General features: G+C 48.3%; 23 protein-coding genes. 8 read left to right on the forward strand and 15 right to left on the reverse strand.

Annotated features, from left to right (window positions below):
* Positions 1–3: 3 nt before the first annotated feature.
* On the forward strand, positions 4–780 hold the full coding sequence (locus WJT86_RS08310; protein ID WP_346337099.1) for a 3-hydroxybutyrate dehydrogenase: 777 nt from the start codon (positions 4–6) through the stop codon (positions 778–780).
* A 52-nt stretch (positions 781–832) separates the two neighbouring features.
* Here the strand turns inward: WJT86_RS08310 and WJT86_RS08315 are convergent, their stop codons facing one another.
* The 3 genes from WJT86_RS08315 to WJT86_RS08325 all read right to left on the reverse strand — a co-directional run bounded on the left by WJT86_RS08315 (position 833) and on the right by WJT86_RS08325 (position 5,698).
* Entirely contained in the window at positions 833–2,371 is a 1,539-nt protein-coding gene (locus WJT86_RS08315; protein ID WP_346337100.1) for a SpoVR family protein, read from the reverse strand.
* Positions 2,372–2,386: 15 nt separating this feature from the next.
* Positions 2,387–3,682 carry a YeaH/YhbH family protein gene (locus tag WJT86_RS08320; RefSeq protein WP_346337101.1) on the reverse strand — a complete coding sequence of 432 codons (1,296 nt, stop codon included), beginning with the start codon at positions 3,680–3,682 and terminating at the stop codon, positions 2,387–2,389.
* Positions 3,683–3,751: 69 nt separating this feature from the next.
* Entirely contained in the window at positions 3,752–5,698 is a 1,947-nt protein-coding gene (locus WJT86_RS08325; RefSeq protein ID WP_346337102.1) for a PrkA family serine protein kinase, read from the reverse strand.
* Positions 5,699–6,005: 307 nt separating this feature from the next.
* On the opposite strand from WJT86_RS08325, the gene WJT86_RS08330 reads away from it, so the two are divergent.
* Positions 6,006–6,197 (forward strand): hypothetical protein, encoded by a 192-nt coding sequence (locus WJT86_RS08330; RefSeq protein WP_346337103.1) that lies wholly within the window; start codon positions 6,006–6,008, stop codon positions 6,195–6,197.
* 65 nt (positions 6,198–6,262) lie between these two features.
* Here the strand turns inward: WJT86_RS08330 and WJT86_RS08335 are convergent, their stop codons facing one another.
* From WJT86_RS08335 to WJT86_RS08345, 3 genes are all read right to left on the reverse strand, one after another.
* Positions 6,263–6,838 (reverse strand): sigma-70 family RNA polymerase sigma factor, encoded by a 576-nt coding sequence (locus WJT86_RS08335; protein WP_346337104.1) that lies wholly within the window; start codon positions 6,836–6,838, stop codon positions 6,263–6,265.
* On the reverse strand, positions 6,828–7,049 hold the full coding sequence (locus tag WJT86_RS08340) for a NepR family anti-sigma factor (protein WP_346337105.1): 222 nt from the start codon (positions 7,047–7,049) through the stop codon (positions 6,828–6,830). The genes WJT86_RS08335 and WJT86_RS08340 overlap by 11 nt, the downstream gene beginning before the upstream one ends.
* Before the next feature lie 139 nt (positions 7,050–7,188).
* Positions 7,189–7,863 (reverse strand): L,D-transpeptidase, encoded by a 675-nt coding sequence (locus tag WJT86_RS08345; RefSeq protein WP_346337106.1) that lies wholly within the window; start codon positions 7,861–7,863, stop codon positions 7,189–7,191.
* Between the two features lie 609 nt (positions 7,864–8,472).
* Here WJT86_RS08345 and WJT86_RS08350 point away from each other — a divergent pair.
* A complete protein-coding gene (locus WJT86_RS08350) occupies positions 8,473–9,309 on the forward strand; it encodes a universal stress protein (protein ID WP_346337107.1) in 837 nt (278 codons plus the stop codon).
* Between the two features lie 19 nt (positions 9,310–9,328).
* Positions 9,329–9,559, forward strand: a complete 231-nt coding sequence (locus WJT86_RS08355) for a sulfurtransferase TusA family protein (RefSeq protein WP_346337108.1) — start codon at positions 9,329–9,331, stop codon at positions 9,557–9,559.
* Here WJT86_RS08355 and mobA read toward each other — a convergent pair whose 3' ends face one another.
* Both mobA and WJT86_RS08365 read right to left on the reverse strand, forming a co-directional pair.
* The gene (gene mobA, locus WJT86_RS08360; RefSeq protein ID WP_346337109.1) at positions 9,560–10,186 is read right to left on the reverse strand and encodes a molybdenum cofactor guanylyltransferase MobA; all 627 of its coding nucleotides are present in this window, start codon (positions 10,184–10,186) and stop codon (positions 9,560–9,562) included. It lies immediately after the preceding gene.
* Positions 10,187–10,195: 9 nt separating this feature from the next.
* Entirely contained in the window at positions 10,196–11,314 is a 1,119-nt protein-coding gene (locus tag WJT86_RS08365; protein ID WP_346337110.1) for an Mrp/NBP35 family ATP-binding protein, read from the reverse strand.
* A gap of 260 nt (positions 11,315–11,574) precedes the next feature.
* On the opposite strand from WJT86_RS08365, the gene pncB reads away from it, so the two are divergent.
* Positions 11,575–12,867, forward strand: a complete 1,293-nt coding sequence (pncB, locus tag WJT86_RS08370; RefSeq protein WP_346337111.1) for a nicotinate phosphoribosyltransferase — start codon at positions 11,575–11,577, stop codon at positions 12,865–12,867.
* Positions 12,868–12,869: 2 nt separating this feature from the next.
* Here pncB and WJT86_RS08375 read toward each other — a convergent pair whose 3' ends face one another.
* From WJT86_RS08375 to WJT86_RS08400, 6 genes are all read right to left on the reverse strand, one after another.
* A complete protein-coding gene (locus WJT86_RS08375; RefSeq protein WP_346337112.1) occupies positions 12,870–13,649 on the reverse strand; it encodes an ABC transporter ATP-binding protein in 780 nt (259 codons plus the stop codon).
* An 18-nt stretch (positions 13,650–13,667) separates the two neighbouring features.
* Positions 13,668–14,405, reverse strand: coding sequence for an ABC transporter permease (locus tag WJT86_RS08380; RefSeq protein WP_346337113.1), 738 nt, complete (start codon positions 14,403–14,405; stop codon positions 13,668–13,670).
* Between the two features lie 3 nt (positions 14,406–14,408).
* Positions 14,409–15,152 carry an ABC transporter permease gene (locus WJT86_RS08385; protein ID WP_346337114.1) on the reverse strand — a complete coding sequence of 248 codons (744 nt, stop codon included), beginning with the start codon at positions 15,150–15,152 and terminating at the stop codon, positions 14,409–14,411.
* A gap of 137 nt (positions 15,153–15,289) precedes the next feature.
* Positions 15,290–16,135, reverse strand: coding sequence for a lysine/arginine/ornithine ABC transporter substrate-binding protein (locus tag WJT86_RS08390; protein WP_346337115.1), 846 nt, complete (start codon positions 16,133–16,135; stop codon positions 15,290–15,292).
* A 132-nt stretch (positions 16,136–16,267) separates the two neighbouring features.
* On the reverse strand, positions 16,268–17,113 hold the full coding sequence (locus tag WJT86_RS08395; RefSeq protein WP_346337116.1) for a transporter substrate-binding domain-containing protein: 846 nt from the start codon (positions 17,111–17,113) through the stop codon (positions 16,268–16,270).
* A 139-nt stretch (positions 17,114–17,252) separates the two neighbouring features.
* Positions 17,253–17,951: a fumarylacetoacetate hydrolase family protein gene (locus WJT86_RS08400; RefSeq protein ID WP_346337117.1), complete on the reverse strand. Its 699-nt coding sequence runs from the start codon at positions 17,949–17,951 to the stop codon at positions 17,253–17,255.
* 212 nt (positions 17,952–18,163) lie between these two features.
* Here WJT86_RS08400 and WJT86_RS08405 point away from each other — a divergent pair, with 212 nt between their 5' ends.
* Positions 18,164–19,090, forward strand: coding sequence for a sugar kinase (locus WJT86_RS08405; protein WP_346337118.1), 927 nt, complete (start codon positions 18,164–18,166; stop codon positions 19,088–19,090).
* A gap of 49 nt (positions 19,091–19,139) precedes the next feature.
* Here WJT86_RS08405 and WJT86_RS08410 read toward each other — a convergent pair whose 3' ends face one another.
* Complete coding sequence (locus tag WJT86_RS08410; protein ID WP_346337119.1) at positions 19,140–20,039, reverse strand: metallophosphoesterase family protein; 900 nt, start codon at positions 20,037–20,039, stop codon at positions 19,140–19,142.
* Between the two features lie 139 nt (positions 20,040–20,178).
* Between WJT86_RS08410 and WJT86_RS08415 the strand changes: the two genes are divergently transcribed.
* Positions 20,179–20,682: an NUDIX domain-containing protein gene (locus tag WJT86_RS08415; protein WP_407066950.1), complete on the forward strand. Its 504-nt coding sequence runs from the start codon at positions 20,179–20,181 to the stop codon at positions 20,680–20,682.
* A gap of 198 nt (positions 20,683–20,880) precedes the next feature.
* Positions 20,881–21,381 (forward strand): GNAT family N-acetyltransferase, encoded by a 501-nt coding sequence (locus WJT86_RS08420; RefSeq protein WP_346337121.1) that lies wholly within the window; start codon positions 20,881–20,883, stop codon positions 21,379–21,381.
* Positions 21,382–21,383: the final 2 nt, after the last annotated feature.

Consider the following 21,383-nt stretch of genomic DNA (forward strand, 5'->3'; position numbering starts at 1 on the left):
AAAATGTCGCTAAAAGGAAAAGTCGCGCTTGTTACCGGCTCTACTAGCGGTATCGGTCTTGGCATTGCAGAGACTCTTGCCAAAGAGGGGGCCACCATTATCGTTAACGGTTTTGGTGATCACGATGCTGCAGTTGCCGCTGTAAAAAAAGCTGGCGCACCAAAGGTTGGTTATCATGGTGCAGACCTTTCAAAGCCTTCCGAAATTGAAGATATGATCGCCTATGCTGATAAGGAATTCGGTGGTGTTGATATTCTCGTCAATAATGCTGGCATTCAGTATGTGGCCAATGTTGAAGACTTTCCGATTGAGCGTTGGGATTCCATCATCTCTCTGAATCTTTCGTCCTGCTTCCATACAATCCGTATGGCACTGCCAGATATGAAGAAAAAGAACTGGGGCCGCATTATTAATATTGCTTCAGCCCATGGTCTTGTTGGTTCTGTCCAGAAGAGTGCCTATGTTGCAGCCAAGCACGGTGTTGTTGGCCTGACAAAGGTTGTTGCTCTGGAATCTGCTCGTACAGGTGTGACCTGTAACGCAATCTGCCCAGGCTGGGTTCTGACACCATTGGTTCAGAAGCAGATCGAAGCCAAGGCACAGGCACAGGGTATTACGGTTGAAGAAGCCAGCCATGATCTGGTTGCAGAAAAGCACCCATCCGGCGCTTTCGTTCGTCCTGAAGATCTCGGTGGTCTTGCTGTCTTCCTTTGCAGCCCGGCTGGTGATCAGGTCCGTGGCGTTGCCTGGAACATGGATGGTGGCTGGGTTGCCCAATAAGCAACCTGTGTCCATAAAAAGAAGAGGCCTCCATTTGGAGGCCTTTTTTGTTTTAAAGGAATGTTGGTCGTGGATGCGCCGTGAACTCTCCTAATGTAACGCCACTGACTGAACTGACCTCTTTTAACTGCACATCATAACCCCAAATATCAGCTAGATGCTGGAGCACGGCCTGCGTTCCATTCTCTTCAAGGTATGCCCCCTGAAGAGTGCTGTGGTGCAGTATCAGACGACGGTCGCCAGCCAGATCTACGTCAACGACTTTGATGTCCGGGTCTTGCCAACCGATGTCATATTGACGGGAGAGAGTGCGGCGGATCATTCTGTAGCCACGTTCATTATGAATGGCATCGACAGAAATTTCAGGCTCATCAGAATCTTCAGTGATCTGGAAGAGCTTAAACTTCCTGATCAGGTGTGGGCTGAGATATTGCGCAATGAAGCTCTCGTCCCTGTAGTTTGCCCATATGTCTTTCAGGACAGCCATTTCATCGCCGGTTCCGGCAATCTCCGGAAACCATGCTTTATCTTCCTCAGTTGGCTCTTTGCAGATACGTTCAATGTCCTGCATCATGGCAAAGCCAAGCGCATAAGGGTTGAAGCCATTAAAAGCCGGATGCTCAAAGCCCGGTTGAGCAATGACATTTGTGTGAGACTGCAAGACCTCAAGGAAAGAGCCATCCGATATCTGACCCTTTTCATGCAGCCGTGTCAGAATACGATAATGACAATATGTTGCGCAGCCTTCATTCATAACCTTTGTCTGGCGCTGCGGATAGAAATACTGCGCAATCTGGCGAATAATCCGTAGAATTTCACGCTGCCATGGCTGGAGACGGGGGGCTGTCTTCTCAAGGAAGTACAGAATATTCTCTTGTGGCAGCTCCAGCAAGGCCATCCTCTGGCTGAGGCCAACATCTTTGACTGGCTGCTTGTCGTCATTATAGACGGTTGTGCGCCACAGGTCATTGTATATGGCTTCCTGATGGGCGATACGCTCCTGCTCCCGGCGTTGCTCAGATAAAAGATCAGGCTGTTTACGTCTGGGTGAGCGATGGATACCGTGCGCCATCAGGGCGTGGGCCGCATCCAGTAGCTTCTCGACACGCTGCGGGCCATACCGCTCTTCACATTGTGAAATGAATTTTTTAGCAAACTCCAGATAGGGCAGAATACCTTCAGCATCTGTCCATTGCTTGAACAGGTAGTTGTTTTTGAAAAAGTGGTTATGGCCAAATGCAGCATGGGCAATAACCAGAGTCTGCATTGTGGTTGTGTTTTCCTCCATCAGGTAGCTGATGCAGGGATTTGAATTGATAACAATCTCATAGGCGAGCCCCATCAAACCGCGCCGATAATTGGCTTCACTGGCTGTGAAATGCTTGCCAAAGGACCAGTGTTTATAAAAGAGGGGCATGCCTGTGGAAGCATAGGCATCCAGCATCTGCTCAGATGTGATAATTTCAATCTGATTGGGGTAAATATCCAGCTTCAGTTCACCAAGAGCAATCTCGGCAACGGCATCATGAATGCGCTGGATTGTTTGAAAATCCCAATCCGGACTATGGAAGAGGAGACGGTCAGCAGTCATGGCGCGGGCCTCCGGTCAGGTCTGCTTTTCCGTACTCATCCCGCGTTTGAGGAAGAGATCACGGAAAACAGGATAGATATCATTCGGGTTTGAAACGCGGCGCATAGCCAGATTGCTGGCATAGGGAACCAGCTCAGTAAAACTACGCCACAGACTTGTCTGATGATCGTAGACCGTCGCCATCTCTAAAGGCTCTGAAACCTCGATGTAAGAGAAGTGCTGGCAGTTTGGTAGTATTTGCGCCAGTGTTTCCAATGTGGAGACATGATCTCCCGGTGAGTTGTCACCGTCTGATGCCTGAGCGGCATAAATATTCCAGTCACTTGGGGCATAACGTTCGGCGATAATCTCCCGCATTTTCACCAGGGCCGATGAAACAATTGTGCCACCTGTTTCTGTTGAACGGAAAAATGTCTCTTCATCAACCTCACTTGCCTCATGTGTGTGGCGAATGAAAACAATATCGACGTTGTCATAGCGGCGGCTCAGGAAGATATAGAGCAGCATGAAGAACCTTTTGGCGAGGTCTTTCATATGTTCTGTCATGGAACCGGAAACGTCCATGATGCAGAACATGACAGCCTGCGCCATAGGTTTGGGAAAGCTTTCAAAGCGCCGGTAACGCAGATCAATCGGGTCAATATACGGAATTCTGAGGCTTCTGAGTTTAAGGGCCTCATAGTTTTCCCGTAGTTTTGCCAAAAGATCATACTGGCCGTTTGCTTCAGCCTCGTTGATTTGTGTTTCCAGTGCCTCCAGCTCTCCACTGGTTGGCCTTCTCAGGGCTAGGCGGCGTGACATGGCATTCCGCATGGTTCTGGCAATAGCAAGCCGTGAAGGTGAGCCATCAGTTGCATATCCGGCACGCCGGGGGGCTTCCGAGGCAATCATTGCAACACGCTGCTTTTCCATATCCGGAAGTTCAAGATCATCCAGAAACAGATCAAGGAATTCTTCCTTGGTGAGAATAAAGCGGAAGCTGTCTTCACCCTCACCATCAGGTGAACCTTCTGAGCCAGAGCCTCCCGCACCACCCTGCGGACGAGGAATGGTATCTCCTTCGACATAACGTCGGTTATCCGGCAGAACAACTGAACGTGAGCCTGAGTTGGATTTCTTCTGGAAGGAGGGCTCCCTTATACCATCTGTTGGGATATCAATCTCTGCCTCTGCTTCAAGGTTACGGATTTTACGTTCCTTGGAGAGGTCATGAACCGCCTTTTGCACTTCGCTCCGGATGCGTCTCAGAAAACGCTGCCGGTTTGGAAGGCTCTTGCCGCTGGAATTGAGGCGGCGATCAATAATGTACATGCTGCCTCTCCTTAATCTTCTTATGATATCGCCCAAAACGGGCGATATCTGTTTTCATCGCGGCTCCAGTTAGCCAGCCTGTTTGACGCGCATGTACCATTCGACAAGGCGTCTGACCTGCCGCTCCGTATAGCCGCGTTCAACCATGCGCTCGACGAAGTCTCCGTGTTTCTTTTCAGAGTCACTGTCGCGCTTTGAACCGAAGCTGATAACCGGCAAGAGGTCTTCAACCTGAGAGAACATGCGTCTTTCAATAACTTCACGGATTTTCTCATAAGAGGTCCATGATGGGTTCTTCCCGTTATTTGAGGCACGCGACCGTAAAGAGAATTTGACCACCTCATTACGGAAGTCTTTCGGGTTGGCAATTCCGGCAGGTTTTTCAATCTTTGTCAGCTCCTGATTCAGGAGGTCCCGATTGAGAAGCTGGCCGGTATCTGGATCCTTGAAATCCTGATCTTCAATCCAGGCATCAGCATAGTCGACATAACGGTCGAACAGGTTCTGTCCGTAATCGTGATAGGATTCGAGGTAGGCTTTCTGGATTTCATTGCCGATAAACTCGGCATATCGCGGTGCAAGCTCGTCCTTGATAAACTCACGGTACCGCTTGTCGATATCTTCAGGAAGCTGTTCACGACGGATGGTCGATTCCAGTACGTACATCAGATGAACGGGGTCCGCTGCAATTTCCGTCGTATCATGGTTGAAGGTTGCCGCGAGTACCTTGAATGCAAAGCGGGTTGAGATACCATCCATGCCTTCGTCAACGCCTGCAACATCCTTGTACTCCTGCAAGGAACGGGCTCGCGGATCAACTTCACGTAAAGTTTCACCATCATAAACCCGCATCTTCGAAAACAGATTTGAGTTTTCATGTTGACGCAGACGCGACAGAACAGAGAAGCGGGCTAGCATCTCCAGTGTGCCTGGGGCGCATGGTGCCGTTGCCAGTTCTGAGCTTCTGACCAGCTTGTTATAAATCGCTTCTTCTTCCGTAACACGGAGGCAGTAAGGCACCTTGATTACATAGATACGGTCAATGAAGGCTTCATTGTTTTTGTTCGACTTGAATGTCACCCATTCGGCTTCGTTTGAATGGGCCATGATAATGCCAGAGAAGGGGATGACACCAATGTTTTCCGTTCCGATATAGTTGCCTTCCTGCGTTGCGGTTAGCAGCGGATGGAGCATCTTGATCGGTGCCTTGAACATTTCGACAAATTCGAGAATACCCTGATTGGCTCGGTTCAGCCCACCGGAATAGCTGTAGGCATCCGGGTCAGACTGGGGAAGGCGTTCAAGCTTGCGGATGTCAACCTTACCAACCAGGGAGGAAATGTCCTGATTGTTCTCGTCACCCGGTTCTGTCTTGGCAATTGCAATCTGCCTGAGGCGCGATGGGCAGAGTTTGACAACTCTGAAGCGGGATATATCGCCATTAAATTCATCAAGACGCTTGAGAGCCCAGGGGCTCATCAGTCCGGATAAGCGGCGTAAAGGGATGCCATAGCGCTCACGGACAAGGTCACCCATCTGTTCGGGGTTGATCAGGCCAAGAGGGCTCTCGAATACTGGGCTGATTTCATCACCTGCCTTAAGGACGTAGATGGGGTAAATCTCCATCAATGCCTTAAGGCGCTCTGCCAATGATGACTTACCGCCACCGACAGGGCCAAGAAGATAAAGAATCTGCTTTCTTTCTTCTAATCCTTGGGCTGCATGTCTGAAGAAGGAAACAATACGCTCAATCGTTTCTTCCATTCCGAAGAATTCAGAGAATGCAGGATAGACGCGGATTGTCCGGTTCATGAATATCCGGCCAAGACGTGTATCCTTGGAGGTATCCACCAGCTCTGGTTCTCCGATAGCGGCAAGAATTCTTTCCGGGGCTGATGCGTACATCATCGGGTCATTCCGACAGCCCTCTAGATATTCCATAAGAGACATCTCAGTCTCACGGCGTTGTTCGTAAGACTCTGTATAGGCTTTGAAGAGGTCCATATCACGGGTCATGGTAACCTTCCTTCGAATGACTTCCTTCAAAGAGATAACCCTTGCCAGCCGTTAAGGTTGCCATCTGCAAACCTAAACAATGGTAGCAGGTTGGGTATTTTTAAAGGGATATTGTTGAGTAAAATATTATTTCAAAAATTAATAATTTTAGAAAATTTTTTTAAATACTTTATATATGTAATTATGTTATATTTAATAGAAAGACATAATTGATTATGATTTATTTTGTAGTCTAATTATGGTTGTATGTTTTAGAAAATATGGGATATAGATAACCGTCGGTTCTTTATTAGACAATGGGGATAAAATGAATAAGATTGAAATTTTTTTAGATCGCTTAAAAGCAGAACAGAGGCGTCTAATTGTAGTTTCATCTGAAGCAGATGTTTTGCCAACAAATAATACTTTAACAAAAATATCTGAATTAGAAAATTGTATAGCAGCAGTGGAACTTGCTATTCAGGAGGGGAAGAATAACAAGTCTGAAAAGACTAAATAATTTATTTGATAAATCTATTCTTGTAATGATTGAGGAGAATAGATTTTTATTTTGATTTTATGCTTTTAGCCAATTCCAATAGGGCTTCTGTTTGCAAAGGAGCCCGTCTGAAATGAGCTTTTTAAAAGCTGGTCAGAATATAAATCAGATGTATCAGAGATATCCATTAGCTCTGCTAAGCGAACTCTTGCACGATTAACGCGACTTTTGATTGTTCCGACGGCACAATCACATATCAATGCGGCTTCTTCATAAGAAAACCCGGAAGCGCCGACGAGTAGCACGGCTTCACGCTGATCCGCTGGGAGCTGTGTAAGTGCAACCCGCAAATCCTCAAAGTCAAGATGACCATCCTGCTCTGGCAAACTGGTCAGAGTATCCGAATAGGCGCCATCAACATCCTCAACCTCACGGCGGCGTTTGCGGTATTCAGAATGAAAAAGATTGCGCAGGATTGTAAAAAGCCAAGCATTCAGATTTGTGCCAGCTTCAAAGCGCTCAACATTCGCAAGGGCCCGGACAAGCGTATCCTGAACCAGATCATCTGCACGATCCATATCGCCACAGAGGGAGATTGCAAATGCACGTAAACTTGGGATTGCCCTTAGCAGAGGCTCGCGTATTTCGTTCTTATTCGCCATGCCCATCGTCCTCGGTGGTTCCGAGCTTCCCGATTAAATCAAGGAAACGCTGGGGAATAGGCTGACTGGCAAGATCTGAGTACATGGCTCTGAGTTCAGAACCAATACGGTCTTGCGAAGTCTGATCCAGCGTAGGCTCGGGAAGCGAAGGGTCACGCAACTTTTTGTCGAGCAGAACAGGAGACTCGGATTTTTTTTGCGAATTGTGCAAATTCCTACCCCTCATTTCTCGATCCTTTTGCATGAAAACCTTCATACACCGATAACGTTAAGCTTACGATTTAGTTCCCCAAAAATCATTAAAAAATGACTTTCGGGGAATATTTTTTCAATTCAGCGTGTCTTTATACTTACTCAGCGTTTGCTACAACTCTTTTTCCTGTCCGCTTTACGATAACAGGAGCGCCAACTTCAACGCGTTGATAGAGATCAAGGACGTCCTGATTGAGCATGCGGATGCAGCCCGATGAAACGGCCTGTCCAATGCTCCATGGTTCGTTCGTGCCATGAATGCGGAAGAGTGTGTCGACGTTGCCATTATACAGGTAGAGAGCACGTGCGCCGAGAGGGTTATCAAGACCACCTTTGACGTGACGTGGCAGGTCAGGCTTAATCCTTACCATTGTTGATGTCGGGCTCCAGTTTGGCCAGACGCCTTTACGGCCAACGCGAGCTGCGCCTTTCCAGCTGAAGCCTTGCTTACCAACACCAATACCATAACGTACGGCTGTTCCGTTGTTCTGAACCAGATAGAGATGACGGCTGTCAATATCGACAACAATTGTTCCAGCCTGTTCTGAGCCATTATACTTGACGGTCTGGCGAACCATTTCTTCTGGGAGAAGATTGGTATCAACCTGTGGGATATCAAAAGGATCATCAGGGATCGTGCCGATATACCATCTGGCAATATCTGCCTCAGTAGCATCCTGAGGGTCTGTCATGGATTCCTGAGGAACATTTGGCTGACAGGCAGCGAGCGGTAGGGCAAGAAGTGCCAGGGCAGCAAAGCGGCTGATAGACATTATTTTAAGCTTTTCTCTTTCATACAGCTGTTTGAACTATAGTAACAGGCTGAAGAACGAGCCTTGTTACCAATTGCAAACCGCTTGGGATGATTCACATAAATATATCTTTCACTCGCTCTTATTCGAATGTGCAAGACCTAGTGCGACATTTTGTACGGGAAATAACGTATTGTTGCTAAAGAAACACACCTAAATGCCATATATCCGCATTTGGATATTTTGAGATTATTTTTCTGAGGTGTGTGTAAAAAAAAATGGGGCAGCTTTCACTGCCCCAAGGGTCTCTCCTCTTTGGTAGGGCTATTAAGCCCCGTAAATAAGGCGTAAAAAAGGGCAGTCTGTGACAAATATATGAGATAAATCGTGAAATTTTATGCACTTGTCGGAACTCAGACATGCTGCCCCACGTTATATCCCAAGATGAGGTTACAGCAGGAGAGGGATAAATGATCTGGTGCTCGTTCTTCGGAAGTCAGATATGGTTGCAATGGAAAAGCTCCCGAAATGAAAGGGGGCTGCGGTAAGAAGCCTACGGCAGCAGCTAATGAGCACGTGAAAGGTTCTGGCTATTCCATAAGGCTGGAGCTTTCTTAAGGGAGGAGAGCTATGAAAACCATTCTCGTACCTGTTGAACAGCACAGTTTGATACATAATGTTTTTGAGGCGAGTGTTACCTTAGCCAAGCTCTTCGATAGCTATATTGAAGGTGCAGCCATTGGTGTTGATTTGCCTGATGTACCGATCATGGATGTTGCTGTCGGCCTGCCTTCTGTCTGGGATCATGAAATTCGTAAAGAAATGGCTGAGGCCTCTCGCCAGACTTTTGAAAATTACTTTACAGCCAAGAAAATACCCCGTGCCGAAGACAAACCTGATGGTTTGTGCTGGCAATGGCATCCGGCAGGACCAACGACGGATACGATGCTGGGTGCCGAAGGGCGGTGCTTTGATATTACGGTTGTGGGTCGTCCAAGTACTAAAGAACCTATTCCGCGTATTACAACGGTGGAATCTGCCTTATTCGAGAGTGGACACCCAGTTCTGGTGATCCCACCAGAACCAGTGCACAGCCTGAATGAGCATATAATGATTGCCTGGAATGGCAGCAGTGAAACGGCGCGTGCTGTTGCATTTGCAAAGCCGTTGCTCGAGAAAGCTAAGCACGTCACGGTACTTGGTATTCATGGATGGAATGTCGGTGGTCCGTCAGCAGAAGAAATGGTGCGTATGCTCAATATTAGTGGCATTAAGGCTGAGCATATGTTCTTGGATACTGTGACTGAAGAATACGGAAACATGATCTTGAAAACAGCCATGGATAAGAAGTGTGATCTGCTTATCAAAGGTGCCTATACACAGAGCAGACTTCGCCAGATGATTTTTGGTGGCGCGACAAATACAATTCTGTATGAAGCACAGTTGCCTGTTCTTTTTGCTCACTGATAATGACTTGTGGGGACCTGTGGAAGATAAACCTGTTCTGGACCTGACAGGGCTGAAATGCCCTTTGCCTGCACTTCGTGTGAGAAAGAAGCTAATACAGATGCAGGCAAAGGAAGAGTTGCGTGTTATCTGTACAGATCCAATGGCTGTTATTGATATCCCAAATACAGCCCGTGAACAGGGGGCCGTATTACTTAAACAGTATCAGGAAGATGGAAGATTATGGTTTCATCTTCAGAAAATTGACTGATTAATGAGCCGATTTATTGAGTAATTGTTCTATAGCCCGTTTTTCTTCTGGGGTATTGATATTCATGAATGGGTCAATGGGTGAGTGATCCCAGACAGCTTCTGCACAATCACGTTCCTGCAACCAACGGCTGATGCTCAGGTGACTGTTTTCAGTCAAGGTTTGTTTCAGTTGCGAAATAAGCTTAACGGACCATAGGCTGTTGACCGGATGCTGTCTTCCTCCGGATTTTGCCATGACGGCAAGCTTGCCCGAAGTTTTTTGAGTTTCGTGGAGTCTGCTCACAAAATCATCCGGGAAGAATGGCGTATCAACGGCGATACTCGTAAGCCATTGGATGTCCGGTCGATGCTCCCCAAGCCAGCTCATTGCTGCGTATATGCCTGCTAACGGACTGCGGCCCAAGAAAGGGCCATCATTGATGATAGGGCAGTCAAACTGCCTGAACGATGTATCTTCGCTATTGCTGCTGATAAGAATCAGATGGCACTGAGGGGACAGTCTGATGACGGCGTTCTCAATGAATGTCACCTTCCCGAAAGGTAGCAAGGCTTTGTCTGATCCTTGCATGCGGCTTGAGCGACCGCCGGCCAGAATAATGCCAGCTGTTTCGGGAAGTTTTGGCATCGTATGTTGTTATTCAATAACAATGCGCGGCGCATTGCGATTATTGCCGGAGGATAAGGAATTCCAGACCTGTTGTGCCATATCTTTGTAAAGTTTGGCATGGGGGCCATCAGGGTCAGCAATGACAACCGGGCGACCTGCATCAGAGAGTTCTCTGATGGTCATATTCAACGGAACCTCTCCAAGGAAGGGGACGTTGAGCTTCGCCGCCTCATCGCGTGCACCGCCATGGCCAAAGATGTGAGAGCTCTGTCCGCAATGAGGGCAGATGAAGGTCGCCATGTTTTCAATCAGACCAAGAATTGGAATTTCCACCTGTTTGAACATTGTGATGCCGCGACGGGCGTCTATCAGGGCGAGATCTTGTGGTGTGGAAACGATGATTGCGCCGGATAGGGGTGTTGACTGGGCAATGGTCAGTTGGGCATCCCCCGTTCCGGGCGGCATGTCGATGACTAGTACGTCGAGTTCTGCCCATGCGACGTCCCGTAACAGCTGGGTTAAGGCGGACATAACCATTGGGCCGCGCCATATCATGGCGGCTTCTTCATCAACGAGAAAGCCGATCGACATGACTTTGAGGCCGTAGCCATCTAAGGGCACAAGCTGGTTATCAGCATTGACTGCTGGCTTGCCAGTGAGCCCAAATAATCTTGGGACTGAGGGGCCATAAATATCGGCGTCCAGAATGCCAACCTTGAGGCCAAGAGATTTTAATCCAAGGGCCAGATTGGCTGCCGTTGTTGATTTCCCAACACCACCTTTGCCCGAGGCAACGGCAATAATATGCCTTACACCTTCAACGGGCTGACTGGCTTTGACTGACGGGCGCGACGCGGGGCCTTTGGGTTGCGCAGAGGCTTTTTGATGTGAACCCGCCGGGATTTCTTCTGTCAGGCTAACAAACACCTCACTGACACCAAGAGCTTTAACCGCAGCTTCTGCCTGTCTGCAGACGGGTTCCCATACGGATGCTTCAGGTGCTTTAATTGCAATTGAGAACATCACCTGACCCTGTGGCTGTATAATGATGTCCGATAGCTTACCCGAAGCAACAAGGCTCTCACCTGTTACTGGTGTCTTGATATGCGCTAAAGCCTGGAGCATCTGCTCTTTGGATATCGACACTGGGGAGTCCTTCCTTTTATCCCTGAGGGGTGTTTTATTATCTAACGGATATATATGATTTTTATAAGCTGTCTTCGCTGTGGCGCAAATAGCTTATATTTATGAATGCTGGGTATGGTGTTCTGTTACAATTTTAAGGATACGTAACTGGTTATGGTGCAATATGGGCTTTAAGCCTGTAGGAGCTTCACACGGGAAATTTCCCCTTAGGGAAAAAATGCTTTAATGAGCAGGCCGTAACAAAGAAGGAACTGTTCGCAATGGTCGACATTGCTACCCGCGTCTATAATCACACCTGGAAGATTGATCCGATTGTTCGTTCAGTCTTGGATACAGACTTCTACAAGCTTTTGATGGCGCAAACCATTTTTCGCAGAATGCGGGATGTGCAGGTCACGTTCGGTATTCGTAACCGGACAAAGGAAGTCCGGTTGGCGGAGATGATTGATGAAGGTGAATTACGCGAACAGCTTGACCATATGCGGTCTCTTCGTCTGACGCCGGGTGAGTCAACCTGGTTACGGGGTAATACCTTCTATGGCAAACGCCAGATGTTTTCGCCTGAATTTATGGACTGGCTGGAAGAGTTCCGTTTTCCTGAATATCTGCTTGAAAAGCGTGATGGTGAATATGTCCTGACATTTCATGGGCCGTGGATTGAAACCACAATGTGGGAAATTCCGGCACTTTCCATTCTCAACGAACTTCGTTCCCGTAGTGTCCTGAAAGATATGGGTAAGTTTGAGCTTCAGGTTCTCTATGCCCGTGCCATGGCGCGTGTATGGGAGAAGATTACAAGCTTACGTGAACTGCCTGATCTGAGCATCAGTGATTTTGGAACGCGCCGTCGGCATGGTTTCCTGTGGCAGGACTGGTGTGTGCAGGCGATGAGTGAAGGGCTTGGCAGTCATTTCCTCGGAACCTCAAACTGCCTGATCGCGATGCGCCGTGAAGTTGAGGCGGCCGGTACAAACGCCCATGAACTGCCAATGGTTTATGCGGCTCTCGCCAATGATGATGAGGAGCTGCTTAAGGCTCCTTACAAGGTCTTGGAGCACTGGCAGCAGGATTACGAAGGTAACCTTCGGGTTATTCTGCCAGATACCTACGGGACAACGCATTTTCTTGAGCATGCGCCAGAGTGGGTGGCAAACTGGACAGGCATCCGTATCGACTCGAAAGACCCCTTCGTTGGTGGTGAAGAGGCGATTGCCTGGTGGAAATCTCGCGGTCAGAACCCGAAAGAGAAGCTTGCGATTTTCTCGGATGGACTTGATGTCGATACAATCCGGGCCATTCATAAGAAATTCCATGGCCGTATGCGTATCGGTTATGGCTGGGGCACTTTGCTGACCAATGATTTTCGCGGTTTTGCCCCAGAAGGTAAACTCGACCCGATCTCAATTGTCTGCAAAGTCATATCCGCAGATGATCGCCCGACAGTAAAACTGTCCGACAACCCGACGAAAGCCATGGGGCCGCGGGCTGAAATTGAGCGATATCAGCGTGTATTTGAAGTGGGCAAGCAGGTGGCTAAACCGGTAATCGTTTAAGATTACCGGCTGTTAGAAATAAACTGCTTAAAGCGTTCGGACTTTGGATTGCCAAAGACTTCGCTCGGATTGCCCTGTTCCTCAATCTGTCCCTGATGCAGGAAGATGACTTTGTTGGAGACGTCACGGGCAAAGCCCATTTCGTGGGTGACAACAAGCATGGTGCGGCCTTCTTCAGCAAGGCCACGCATGACACGCAGAACTTCACCAACGAGTTCTGGATCAAGGGCGGATGTCGGTTCATCGAACAGCATGACCTGAGGATGCATAGCAAGAGCACGAGCGATTGCGGCACGCTGCTGCTGTCCACCGGACAGGTGAGATGGGTAGAAATCGCGCTTATCTGCGATACCAACTTTGGCCAGTAGGGCTTCTGCTTCTTCAATGCATTCCTGACGTGGGCGCTTCTGCACATGAATAGGTGCCTCGATAATATTTTCGAGGATAGTCATGTGGGACCAGAGATTAAAGCTCTGGAAGACCATAGCAGCCTGTGAGCGAATACGATCAATCTGCTTTGGGTCAGCAGGCTGCATCATGCCTTTGCTGTTGCGGCGTAGCTTGATGTGCTCATTACCAATCCAGATATCCCCTGCATCCGGCGTTTCCAGCAGGTTGATACAGCGCAGAAATGTCGATTTCCCCGAGCCGGAAGACCCAAGAATTGAGATCACATCACCCTCGTGAGCTTCAAGAGAAATCCCTTTCAGGACTTCATTCCCGTTGAAGCTTTTATGAATGCCACTGACCTTTAATGCCACATTGTCAGATGAAGAAGGCAAGAGATGCTCCTTGAAACGTCATACAGTCGCTACCTTGATGGGGCGCAAGTGCCGATTTAAGCGATATTCGGCTCTTCCGACCAACCAGGTCACGACAAAGTTAATCAGCAGATAAATGACACCGGCGCATGTGTAAACAGCAACCGGCCTAAAAGTCTGGGAACGAAGGCCGTCCGCCAGCTGTGTAATCTCGACAAGCGTGATCAGTGAGGCCAGCGAGGTGTCCTTGATCATCAGGATGATTTCGTTGGTATATCCGGGTAATGCCTGTCGAAGTGCAATCGGGAATATGATGCGGCGATAAAGCGTGAAACCAGACATGCCGGCAGCTCTTGCCGCTTCAATTTGCCCATGGGGAACTGATTGCAGGCCGCCACGGATAATTTCTGCGCCATAGGCGGCGGTATTCATCGTCAGGCCAAGGATTGCGCAATAATAGACATCGCGGAAGAACCACCAGAGATTGATCTCTTGCAGGAATGGTCTGAACTGTCCCATGCCATAGTAAATCAGGAACAGCTGAATAAGCATTGGTGTGCCGCGGAAGGTAAAGATATATCCGCGGGCAAGGGCAGAGACTGGGCCTATCTTTGAACGGCTCATCAGTGCAAGGCACAGAGCGAAGAAGAAGCCCATGAAGACCGAATAGATTGCAAGCTGCAGGGTTGTTGGAACACCTGTAAGCAGCTTGCTGAAAATCATGAGATAGAAATCTAACTCGTCTGAAAACCACGTAGGGAAAATGCCGGAGGTCATGACTTATGCCCCCTTCACACCGCGCATGGCGCGTTGTTCCATTTTCTTGAAGCCCCACCCTGAGACAGCTGTGATAACCAGATAAATAACAATAGCCGTGAAATAGAAGGGGAATGGCATACGTGTGGCACTGGCAGCCATACGGGAGACAAATAAAAGCTCAATCAATCCTGTAACGGAGATCAGAGCTGACTGTTTCAGAATAAGCTGCCAGATATTGCCAAGGCCGGGAATGGCATAGCGCAGAACCTGCGGGACAATAATGCGGCGAAACATCAGGTTACGATGCATGCCGACAGACTTTGCTGCTTCCAGCTCACCTTTGGACAAGGCACTATAGGCGCCGCGGAAGACTTCAGCCTGATAGGCCCCCGATACAATACCCAGTGCCATAACACCGGTGATGAAGGATGGGAGCCCAATAAAGGCATTACTTCCAAACATCTGCCCGATGGAGGTGAGGAGTGCAGAACCACCAAAATAGAAAAGATAGATGATCAGAAGATCAGGAACGCCACGCAGGATGGTTGTATAAATATTGGCTACTGTACGGGCCGTTGTGCCGCCTGCAATCTTTGCCCAGGCAACGAATGAACCGACAACACCACCAAAGCAAAAGCCACCAATGGCGACGAGAATCGTCATTCCCGCACCAGACAGCAACATGCCAATCCAGCCATTCGCCCCGAATATCAATTCGATATATCCGGTAATGATATCCGTTATATATCCGATGATGGTTTCCATCTTTGAAGGTGTGTTCCCTTTTCCTCATAGGCCAATAAGCATCTATAACGAAAAAGGCCAGAAGTCATTCGTTTTTCAAAAAAAGAAATCCCGCCTCCTGTAACGGGTGTCACAAGAGGCGGGAAGCGTGAAAATAATCAGTCTCTTGGAGTGTTATCTGCGTGGAACCACTTTTCAGAGAGCTTCTGAACCGTTCCATCTTCAATTGCCGATTTGATTGCAGCATCGAAAAGGGCTTTCAGTTCCTTATCGCCCTTGCGCAGACCGACCCCAACACCATTACCGACAACGCCGCCGACAAACATTGGGCCAGCATGTGTGAAGTTCTTGAGTTCTGGAGTGGCCAGAGATGTATCAAGGGTACTGCGATCAGCAAGAACGATATCAATGCGACCTGCCGAGAGATCGAGATCATGCTCAGGGGTGCTCTTGTATTGTTTAACCTCAACAGCGCCCTTCAGATATTTGTCAGCAAGCAGAGAATGGGTTGTCGAAATCTGAACACCCAGTGTTCTGCCCTTCAGAAGGGGTTTGATTTCGTTCAGAACCTTAATGGCTTCAGCCTCATCCTTATCAAGATTGATGACCTTGCCGGCACCCGGCATATCTGCAAGCTTGGTACCCTTTTCAACCATGAAACCATTTGGTTCGCGGGCATATGGAATGGAGAAATCAATGGCTTTCAGACGTTCCTCAGTAATGCTCATGCCGGCCATGATCGCATCATATTTACCAACGTTCATGCCTGGGATAAGGCCATCCCATTCCTGAGCGGAAATCTCACATTTTACCTTCATGCGCTCGCAGAGGTTTTGGGCCAGTTCAATCTCGAAGCCACCGAGCTTTCCATCTGGCTGTGTGATGTTCCATGGAGGGTACGCGCCTTCACTGGCAATTTTTACCGTTCTTGTCTGAGCAGCTGCTGTGCCACAAATAGCGATAAAGCCTGCTGTTGCGACACTGATCACTTTAAGAAACGTCATGCTCAACCTTCACTTTCTGGCCTGTCATAGATGAACAGGCTCCTTAATGGCAATGCTTGGTGAATGTACCCCATTTATTGCTTTTACATTGCCCCGAGCATGCTGTTTATCTGCCCGAGGCATGGAGAGTGATTAGAGTTCTGGTGTGTTACTGACCTTGAACCATTTTTCTGAGAGAGCTTTCATGCTGCCATCCGCAATGGCCTCTTTGATAGCCTGATCAAATTTGGCTTTAAGTTCATCGTTGCCTTTTGCAAAAGCGACACCAACACCACTGCCGATAATACCGCCAACAAACATCGGACCTGTCTGCTTGAAGTTTTTCAAGGCTGGTGTTTCTAACGAAGCCCTGAAAATGCTGCGGTCAGCAATAATCAGATCAACCCGGCCTGCTGCCAAATCCAGATCGTGCTCTGGCGTTGTCTTGTATTGCTTAATATTTGCAAAGTTCGGCATATATTTTTCAATAAAGCGGGAGTGGGTTGTCGATGTCTGGACACCCAGCGTCTTACCTTTCAGATAAGGTTTGAGCTCATCAATAATCTTGATGGCTTCTGCTTCATTTTTATCAAGATTATAGATTTTGCCATCGCCAGGCAGTTTTGCCAGTGGGCTATCTTTATCTGTAATGAAACCGTTTGGTTCCTGAGCGTATGGAATGGAGAAGGTAAAGACTTTTCTGCGTTCATCCGTAATGCTGATGCCGTCCATGACAGCATCAAATTTTCCAAGAGAGAGACCTGGCAGCAAGCCATCCCAATCCTGCTGAACCAATATGCACTTAATCTTCATGCGTTCACAAAGATTACGTGAAAGCTCGACTTCAAAGCCTGCCATCTCACCACTTGGAAGAGTGGTATTCCAGGGAGGGAAAGCCCCCTCAAGTGCAATCTTTATGCTCTTTTCCTGAGCTGTTGCCTGAGTCAGAAGGGCTGTTGCGCCGATCAAAGCTAAACCAAGCACTTTCTTGAAGCTCATTATATCCCTCTCTCAATGAAGACGCCGCTTGATAATAGATGAGTATCAGCGGCAAAGATTATATTTGATAGCACGTTGTTTGTATAAACATAGAAAAACACATCATTAGCAACCTGTTTTTCCAGATAAAGTTTACAAGCTAGACAACCTTTAGATTAATTGTTCCAAGCTTTTCGATACTGGCCGAGAGCGACTGTCCTCTTTTGACAGGTCCGACACCTTCCGGAGTTCCGGAGAAGATAAGGTCTCCCGGTTTTAATTCGAAATAGCGGGACAGATATGAAATTTGCTGAGCAACAGACCAGATCATGTCATTTAGATTGCCTTTTTGTTTTTCGACCCCATCAATAGAAAGGGAGATGCTCCCTTCATGAAGATGACCGACATCTCCAACAAGATGGAGAGGGCCAATTGGGGCGGAATGATCGGCAGATTTGGCAATCTCCCATGGGTGATTGTTTTTCTTGGCTTCCTGTTGTCTGTCCCTGCGGGTCATATCAAGACCAATCGCATATCCAAAAACGTGCTGAAGAGCTTCATTCTCGGGAATATCCTTTCCACCAATGCCGAGGGCTGCAACTAATTCAACCTCATGGTGGTAGTCTTCCGTCATAGAAGGATATGGCAGTTCTGCCTGTTCCACGTCAGGAACGGATAGGACTGTGTCAGCCTGTTTCATGAAGAAAAATGGTGGTTCTTTATCTGGGTTATGTCCCATTTCTTTTGCATGGGCAGCATAGTTGCGGCCAACGCAGTAGATGCGATGTACCGGAAAAAGATCATTTGAAACTGCAATAGAAATTGTCGGCATGATGGGGGCTGGTATCGCAAAAAACATAGAGGCCTCCAGAAAAGATAATAGAGGGATTATGCTGTGATATCCCTTTGTATTCAAGGTGTTTTTCTCTGTCCTGTTTATGCTTTAGATCAAGGGGATGTGCATCCGGGACATTCAACCGCAGGAGCAGGTTTCATAACTGTGTTATAAGTGATATATCTGTAAGGAGCTGATATTTAGTATTCACAGATACGACCAAGTGGAGTGGATTTATGGCACAACTTGATATTCTCGCCTTCGGTGAACCTCTCATGGAACTTGCTGAAACCAAGCGTGGTGAAGATAACCTTTATCTGCCGGGCTTTGGTGGTGATGTTTCCAACTGTGCCATTGCAGCGGCCCGTCTTGGAGCAAAGACAGGGGTATTCTCCCATCTTGGTGAAGATAAGTTTGGTTCAGACTTTTTGGAGCTTTGGGATAAGGAAGGTGTTGATCGTTCAACGGTTGTCGTTCGGCCAGGAACACGGACCGGCATTTATTTTATCAGCTATGGCCCAGAGGGACATATCTTTACCTATCTTCGTAAAGGCTCGGCTGCGAGCCTTGTAGGCCCGGCAGACCTTCCGCTGAAAGCAATTGAGAATACAAAAATCCTGCACGTCTCAGGCATCAGTCAGGCCATATCCGGCTCTTGTGCCGATGCCGGTTTTGCCGCAATCCACCATGCACGCCGTAATGGTGTAACGGTTAGTTATGATACAAACCTACGTCTGAGGTTATGGGATCTGGACCGGGCGCGTGCTGTTATTAATGCAGCAGTTGGCCTTGCGGATATTGCCCTGCCGGGAATGGATGATGCCCAACAGCTGACAGGTCTCGATAAACCTGAAGATATTTGCCAGTTCTATTTGAAAAACGGCAGCTCTATTGTTGCTCTGACAATGGGTAAATCAGGCACAATGATTGCAACAAAATCTGAGGTGCAGGTTATTCCGGCCCACCCTGTGAATGCGATTGATGCAACGGGTGCCGGTGATGTGTTCGATGGTGCGTTCCTGACTGAATGGGTTAAAGATCATAATCCATTCCGGGCAGCAGCTTTTGCCAATGAGGCCGCCGCACTTTCAACTCTGGGGCAGGGCGCCGTTGCGCCAATGCCAACCCGTGCACAGGTTGAGGCATTTATGGCTCAGAAGTAAGCTGCCTTTACATTTTTGAAATACCGGGGTCTGAGAGGGCTCCGGTTTTTTATTGGCGTTCTGGCGTTAGTTGACGTGTCTCAAGCAGCAGGTCATGACCTGTCTCATCAAGCCCATGGCGCTCCAGCGTGATGACATGGCCGTTGTCTTTATCTTCTATCTTAAAGAGGTGGTAGGCTGCACGATGGGTTGCATCGGCTTTGCTTGCCGATGCGGAAGGGGCGCCGATAACCGGAACCGCCTGTTGAGGGCCTGCGATATGCGCAATGCTGGTTCGATGGTTATGACCATAGATGACCAGCTCAGCCCCGGCTTTTTTTATAACCTCCTCAAAGGCTGCGGAATCTTTCAACTCGCGCGCTGGGCTGGTGCCACCGATCAAGGGTGGGTGATGGATCATGATAACCCTGCAGCAGGAATGATCCTGACCCAATTCCAACAAGAGCTTTTCAAGTTCCTGTAGCTGTTTTGAACCCAGCTGACCATAGGCTTTGAAGGGCGGTGTCGGGATAGCGGATGATAAACCAATCAGGGTAATCTTGCCGCGACGTCTGACATATGGAAAATGGATATCCTGCGCGCTGTCGCCAAGCACATAAGGCCTGACTGTTTCAAGCAGCCCTTCAAGAGCGCCTTCAACATAGGCATCATGGTTGCCAGGTACAAAACTGACATCTTCCGGGTTTCCCAGTTTTTTCAGGATGTCGGCAGAGGTTATCCATTCCTGAGGCAGGCTGAGATTGGTTGTATCTCCCGTACAGGCGATATGATCAGCTTTCTGTGCGACAACGGCATGAATGAGCTGTTCAAGGATGTCTCTGTTATGAACACGGTGCCGCCCTTTGTGCCAGTTTAACCAGCCTGTCAGTCTTTTTCCCCATAGTTGGCTCAACTTGAGGGCAGGGAGTGGGGCAATATGTAAATCTGTCAGTTGGATCAAGCGAAACATGAATTCTCCATAACGGAGAATAATATTAAATAACAGTATTTAAACTTCATGAAGCTATCTGCTCTATAATGATGAGGCAGAACAATTGAACGTTGCGAAGAAAACTATGGCAGATCAAGCAAAACACAAAATTCCTGTGATGGGGCAGGGGGATACTGTTGATAATCCCTCACTGGCAATCCGTTTGCTCCGTAAAATTGTAAAGGCCGGGCTCCATATATTCTGGCGTTTTAAACGCGGGCTGACATTAGGTGTTCGTGTTGCCGTACTTGATGATCAGGAGCGTATTTTCCTGATCCGGCATACCTATCTTCCCGGCTGGTATCTGCCGGGGGGCGGTGTGGAAAGTGGAGAAACTGTCGAAGAAGCCCTGACGCGTGAACTGCGTGAGGAGGGTAATATTGAGATTACCGGAAAACCTCTGCTTCATGGCGTGTTCTTTAATCGGCACGTTTCAAAACGTGATCATGTCCTGATTTATGTGGTAAGGGACTTCCGGGTTATTGCGCCTAAAAAGCCAGACCGGGAAATCGCTGAGGCCGGTTTCTTCCCGATTAATGCTTTGCCTGAGTCAACAACGCCGGCAACCCGCAGACGTCTGGCTGAAATTTTAGGTAAGATACCTGCAACATCCATGTGGTAGTTGAATTGTTGCCTATAGATACAATTTTGCTGATTGCATTGTTATGAAAGCACTGCTAGAGCAATTTACCGTTTTTATTCACTCCTTTGAAAAGGCTCATGGTCTGATGCAGACGATATCTTTGCGACGACGAATTGGATAACCGCTTTTCCTTTGAAAAGCAGAGCCTTGTCCTGTCCTGTTGCAAAGGGGCCTACTGTGAATAATCTCTCCCTTATTATACGTCCTGAACTTCCAACCGATAATGAAGCTGTCGAGCGTCTGCATGAGCGCGCGTTTGGCCCCGGGCGTTTTGCCCGCACGGCTTCAAGATTAAGGGAAGGGGCTCCCCATCTGCCTGAGGTTTCTTTCACGGCGTTGGTTGGGACTTTGATTGTTGGCTCAGTGCGCCTGACACCCGTTATTGCAGGTGATCTGCCAGCATTGATGCTTGGCCCATTGACAGTTGATCCCTACTTCGAGAACCGTGGTATTGGTGCGGCCCTCATGGAAAAATCCATGCAGACAGCTAAAAGCCTTGGCCATAAGCTGGTGCTTCTGGTTGGGGATGAGCCCTATTACAGACGCTTTGGCTTTAAAGTTGTTCAACCCGGTAAGCTGGTGTTACCCGGTCCGGTTAATCCGGCAAGATTTCTGGCTGCAGAACTGGAGCCGGGTATTATGGAACAGGTGCATGGTCAGGTCAGACCTGGCGCTTAAGC

It is taken from the genome of Hohaiivirga grylli (genome assembly GCF_039655745.1).
GTDB classification, from domain to species: domain Bacteria; phylum Pseudomonadota; class Alphaproteobacteria; order Rhizobiales; family Beijerinckiaceae; genus Hohaiivirga; species Hohaiivirga grylli.